Source organism: Myroides injenensis M09-0166, from assembly GCF_000246945.1.
Lineage (GTDB): Bacteria > Bacteroidota > Bacteroidia > Flavobacteriales > Flavobacteriaceae > Flavobacterium > Flavobacterium injenense.
Genome location: NZ_BAEX01000129.1, coordinates 1 through 6137, shown reverse-complemented (window position 1 = coordinate 6137; position 6137 = coordinate 1). Strand labels below are relative to the sequence as shown.

General features: G+C 31.4%; 5 protein-coding genes and 1 pseudogene. 3 read left to right on the top strand and 3 right to left on the bottom strand.

All coding sequences use genetic code 11. The features are described from left to right. From tnpA to RH98_RS14460, 3 genes and pseudogenes are all read left to right on the top strand, one after another. On the top strand, positions 1–413 hold a 413-nt coding region (gene tnpA, locus RH98_RS14465), incomplete at its 5' end, for an IS200/IS605 family transposase (protein ID WP_010256823.1). Positions 414–601: 188 nt separating this feature from the next. After that, positions 602–745, top strand: a complete 144-nt coding sequence (locus RH98_RS15885; RefSeq protein WP_164480458.1) for a hypothetical protein — start codon at positions 602–604, stop codon at positions 743–745. 290 nt (positions 746–1035) lie between these two features. Then, positions 1036–2596, top strand: a pseudogene (locus tag RH98_RS14460) (NAD(P)/FAD-dependent oxidoreductase). A 74-nt stretch (positions 2597–2670) separates the two neighbouring features. On the opposite strand, the gene RH98_RS14455 reads toward RH98_RS14460, so the two are convergent. From RH98_RS14455 to RH98_RS14445, 3 genes are all read right to left on the bottom strand, one after another. Next, positions 2671–3432, bottom strand: a complete 762-nt coding sequence (locus RH98_RS14455; protein WP_010256819.1) for a glycosyltransferase family 2 protein — start codon at positions 3430–3432, stop codon at positions 2671–2673. Positions 3433–3579: 147 nt separating this feature from the next. Then, positions 3580–5442, bottom strand: coding sequence for an LTA synthase family protein (locus tag RH98_RS14450; protein WP_010256815.1), 1863 nt, complete (start codon positions 5440–5442; stop codon positions 3580–3582). A gap of 77 nt (positions 5443–5519) precedes the next feature. Beyond that, the coding region (locus tag RH98_RS14445; RefSeq protein WP_010256812.1) for a 2,3,4,5-tetrahydropyridine-2,6-dicarboxylate N-succinyltransferase at positions 5520–6137 on the bottom strand (618 nt) is incomplete at its 5' end.

Here is a 6137-nt window from a genome sequence, read left to right as displayed (position 1 = left end):
GACATAGTGTATCACGTTTAACTGCCCATATAGTATGTGTGACCAAATATCGTTATCCAGTATTGGAAGGTGATATTCAGATAGGTTGTCGTAGTCCGATCATTCAAATTTGTGAAGCAGAAGATATTCAAATTTTAAAAGGTGTAGTATCAAAGGATCATGTTCATCTTCATATAGAATATCGACCATCTCCAAACATAAGCAATATTGTCAAACTCTTCAAGGGTCGTACCTCAAGGAAACTACAAATAGAATTTCCTGATTTGAAACATAGATATTGGGGATGTCACTTTTGGGCAATAGGTTTTGGTTGTTGGAGTATAGGAAATATTACTGATGAAATGTTAAATCAATATCTTGAACATCATCGTAAACCAAATGATAATGTAGGCAACTTTATACTTAGTAAGTAGCTCCACACAGGCAGACTTTAGTTTGCTTTAACAAACTATGAACTTTCAGTCCATAGTGGTTTATTTACAAAAGTCAAGACGACTTCAATAATTACATATTATATTATGTTCAATAATGTTTTTAGAATTAAATAACAAAGAGAGTTTTGTCTATTTTTGTATCAGAAAATGAATAGAATCTTAGAACAATGGGGCGAAACACACCAGCAAATAGAAAAATAGTAAAGGATAAGATTGCAAATAAAAAGAAGAAAGAGAGAGAGGCAGCAACAAATAGAAAAGCTCTTCTTAGAGAAATTGTGAATAAATCTAATGCTAAGCAAAAAGAATAAATTTTATATAATTTCTTATAATAAAACTATAGCACTCGATAATAAATGAAATTTCAATTAATTGGTTTTTAATAGCTTGTGTTTGTGTTTTATAATTATAGGGAATAAAATAATATTATAATGATTATAAAGAATAGTATTATCTACAGGTGGAAATATAAGTTTATAGTGAAATTTTGATATAAATTGTATTCAATCATAAAAATGTATTCAAGATTAAAAAATAGTGAAAAAGGATAGACTATTTTAGTTTATTTTTGCTTCTTAATTTTTATTTGCTTTATAAAAAAATGCCACAAGAATTACAATTACAAGTGCTACCTGAGGTAGCTGCTACAGCAGATTTATTGACTCAGCACGTTGCTAAACAACTAAACTGCTCTGTTAAAGACGTACAACATGTCACTATCTTAAAACGATCTATTGATGCAAGACAACGAACAGTAAAGGTCAACTTGAAAGTTGCTGTTTTTTTTTGCTGATGAGGATGTTGTACATCGTCGAATAGATTTTCCAGTGTATAAGAATGTAAAAGATGCACCAAGAGTAATAGTTGTGGGTGCTGGTCCTGCAGGTTATTTTGCAGCATTACAGTTAATTGAATTGGGTGTAAAACCAATTGTTGTAGAGAGGGGAAAAGATGTTCGCAGTCGTCGTAGAGATTTAAGAGCTATAAATATTGAACATATCGTTAATCCTGATTCAAATTATTGTTTTGGTGAGGGAGGAGCTGGTACATATTCTGATGGGAAGTTATATACACGTTCAAAAAAACGTGGAGATGTAAATCGTATTTTAGAGTTACTAGTTGCTTTTGGGGCTACACAAGATATTTTAGTGGAAGCACATCCTCATATTGGTACCAATAAGTTACCTAAAATTATGCAGGATATGCGCCTTAAGATTCTAGAATTTGGAGGTGAAGTTTTATTTGATACTCGTGTTGTAGATTTTATTGTAAAAGATAATGAAATCCAAGGAGTAGTAGTTAATGAAGGAGATATAATAGAGGCAAAGAAAGTTATTTTAGCCACAGGACATTCTGCACGTGATATATATGAGTTATTAGATAGAAAAGATATTTTTATTGAAGCCAAACCTTTTGCTCTAGGAGTAAGAGCTGAGCATGAGCAATCGCTAATTGATAAAATACAATATTCATGCGATTATAGGGGAGAGTATTTGCCACCTGCACCATATTCTATTGTTAAACAAGTTAATGGAAGAGGGATGTATTCTTTTTGTATGTGTCCTGGTGGAGTAATTGCTCCTTGTGCAACTGCTCCAGGCGAGGTTGTTACAAATGGTTGGTCGCCTTCTAAACGTGATCGTACTACTGCAAATTCTGGAATTGTTGTGGAATTAAAATTAGAAGATTTCAAACCTTTTGAGAAGTTTGGTGCTTTAGCAGGAATGGAATATCAAAAAGCCATAGAACAGAAAGCATTTTTATTAGCTGGAGAAACACAGCGTGTTCCTGCTCAACGAATGGTTGATTTTTCACAAGGAAAAGTTTCCTCCTCAATACCTAAAACTTCTTATGTACCTGGTACAACATCTATTGAATTGGGTGAGGTATTTCCAAATTATTTGACAGATATCATGAGACAAGGGTTTCAAGAATTTGGTAAATCAATGAAAGGCTATTTTACAAATGAAGCAATACTTCATGCTCCTGAAAGTAGAACTTCCTCTCCAGTGCGTATACCTCGTGAAGAAAATACTTTAGAACATCCACAAATTAAAGGTTTATATCCTTGTGGAGAAGGAGCTGGATATGCTGGGGGAATTGTTTCTGCCGCTATTGATGGAGAGAAATGTGCAATAATGTGCGTCGAAAGTATGCAATAATAAAAAATGGATTGATAATAAAAAAGCTTAACTCTTTTACAGTTAAGCTTTTTTGTATTACATATAATTATCAATTATTTTTCAATATTATTGCGGAGCATCCATAATTTGACATATCTAATAAAAGTTGAATAGCTGCCTAGAAAAGACATAATTATACCTGGAGTCCCATCTTTATAACCTTTTTGTATTATGTAGTGTTTAAAAAATCTAAACCCTGGTTTAATTATAAAATGAAAGAGACCTATTTTATCAGTTTTCTTATCATAATCTTTGGCTTGTAAAGTGGCGTAGTAATTTAGCTTTTGAACATGATTGTCAAAACCTTTGTAAGTATTGTGATACAGTTTATTATTTAAAAAACCTGTTGTACCATTAACAACTAAGTTTTCATGTACAAAGTTTTTGTATTGGCAATCGTTTTTTGAAAATAGTCTAATTACTTTATCTTTTTGAAATCCTGAATAATTTATTGGTCTTTCAAAAAAGTAATTTTTTCTATAGACCCAATACGCTTTATGGTCATTTAGGTGATTAGAATTTACTAAATCTTTTATTTCTGCTTTTAATTCTTCTGTTAGTTGTTCATCTGCATCTAATAGTAATATCCATTCATTTTTTGCTTGTGGTATTGCAAAATTCTTTTGATTAGAGAAATTATCGAATTCACGTTGAATTATTTTAGCACCATATTCCTTCGCAATTTCAACAGTATCATCAACACTGTAAGAATCAATTACAATAATTTCATCTACAATATCTTTTGCAGATAAAATACAAGAAGCTATACAAGAAGCTTCATTTTTTGTGGGAATAAGTAGGGTTAAATTATTCATCTAGCAGAATTTATTGTAAATGTAGATTAAAAGTAGAAATTATATATTAATAAATACCAACTGATAACTTAAAAATAACAAATTGATAGAAAAAATTAAGAAAACAAAAATAGGGTAGGGCTATGAGCACTACCCTAATGAATTTTTTTATTCTACAGTTAGTAAATTGTTTTTTACTCTGTAGTTAAATGATTGAATGTATGCTTTTAGAAATTTCTCCATCTCTTTTACTTTTTCTGGTTCACTTTCTTTTAAATCATATCTTAATTCTGGATCTTTTTTCCAGTTGTACAAACCTAAAGTAGTAGTACCATCATAAGCTAAATAGTAATCACCTTTTTCGTAATTATAAATATGGTCTAAGTAGTTAACTACAAAGTCTTGATCTGACTTATAAGACTTACCATAGCTCACAATTTTACCATTGATTTGCAAGTAATCCATTAAACTTGGCAAGACATCTATTTGCTGAAAATTCTTTTCTACTTTTTCTATAGTGATTGTTTCATCTCCAGGAGCTAAGAATAAAATAGGAATTCTAAATTTACCTACGTTTGATTTCCATTTATCAGTTTGTGGTTCTGATGATGTATGGTCTGCTGTAATAATGAAAATAGTATTATTGTACCAATCTTTTGTTTTAGCTGTTTCAAAGAATTTCTTTAATGCGTAATCTGCATAGGCAATCGATTCATGAATATGTCCAGGTCCTTTAGGAAATTTACCTTTATATTTCTCAGGAATTGTATAAGGATTGTGAGATGAAATTGTAAATAAAGTTGTGAAAAATGGTTTGTCAAATTCATCTAATTTGCTGGCAAAAAACTGTAAGAATTCTTCGTCAAATATTCCCCATGTACCATCAAATGCGTCTGGTCCCACATATTCATTCTTACCGTAATATTCTTTAAATCCTGCAACATTAGAATACTGATCAAAGTTTTGACTACCATTAAATGCACCATGGAAAAATGCAGTATGGTATCCTACATTATTTAAGATCTCAGGTAGAGCATATACTTTGTTTAGCGAATAACTAGAGGATATAAATGTGCGATCCATTAAGCTTGGTATACTTGAGATTGTTGAAGGTACAGCATCTATAGAAACTTTTCCATTTGCAAAAGCATTTTCAAAGAAATGACTGTGATCAGCAAGTGAATCCATAAAAGGTGTTAATCCCATACGCATATTTTCTCTACCAAAACTTTCTACAATTAGCAGTACAACATTCTTTTTATTAATAGAGTCATATTTGAATTCTTGTATAGGGTTAAAGATAGCATTTAGTTCATCCTCTGTATAGTAGTTAAGCTCTTTTAATCCTTCACTTTTCCCCATTGTTTTAATTACTGAAAAAGGGGTATTAAGTACTAATGCAGTATTTTTAAGTCCTCCATATTGTGCAGCATCTACTAAGCGTATTGGCTTGCGTTGAAGTCCTCCACGACCTAATAACAACATACATCCAGTAATTACTAAAGCTAATACCACTCCACCTATTGTAAACCTACTGTATTCTATTTTGTAGTTTATTTTTCTGTAAATCAACCAAAAGAAAAAGAAGGATAAAACCATAAATAATGGTATCCACCAAAATTCAATAATGAACGATTTTAAAAGTCCAGGAAGTTCTTGTTCCATTCCTGAGGCGGTAATGAAAGAGAAAGAACTACGACGTCCTATAAATTTAAAATATTCGTAGTCGACAAAATTTAAGCACAAGAAGAAGATGTTAACTAAATAAAAACTATAGAACAAAAACTTTTGATATCCTTTTTTTGTTTGAAAATTACCAGGAATTAAATGTAATAAGGCGAAAAGAATATTGATAAAACCTAGCGTAGCTAAGTCAAATCGCAAACCACCAATAATTGTTTCAAAATTAATAGGATCTAGTAAATGGCTATTATAAAAATAGAAACCAATACGACATATCTGATAGAAAAATAGAATCAGTAAAAAGCGCTTGATAAACACAAGTAAGCTTTTTGGGAATAATCTATTCATTTAATATACAAATTAGGTTATAAAATGAAAAAACAGAGTAAATATAAATTACTCTGTTTCTATTTATTTTTTCAAAATTAAACGGCTACGTTATATTCTCTAAGTGCGTCGTTTAATGATGTTTTTAAATCTGTTGAAGCTTTGCGTTGTCCAATAATTAAGGCACAAGGCACTTGAAATTCTCCTGCTGGGAATTTTTTAGTGTATGATCCAGGGATCACTACTGAGCGTTCAGGTACATATCCTTTTATTTCAACTGGAGTATCTCCTGTCACATCGATTATTTTAGTAGATGCCGTTAATACAACATTTGCTCCTAGTACAGCTTCTTTTCCTACACGCACTCCTTCTACAACAATACAACGAGAGCCTATAAAAGCATTATCTTCTATAATTACTGGTGCTGCTTGTAATGGTTCTAGTACACCTCCGATTCCTACACCTCCTGATAAGTGAACGTTTTTACCAATTTGAGCACATGATCCTACAGTAGCCCATGTATCCACCATTGTTCCTTCATCTACATAAGCTCCAATGTTTACATAAGATGGCATAAGAATTACGCCTGACGAAATATATGCTCCATGTCGTGCTACTGCATTTGGTACAACTCTTATTCCTTTTTCAGCATAGTTTCTTTTTAAAGGCATTTTGTCGTGGTATTCAAAGATACCAGCTTCTAATATACTACGTGT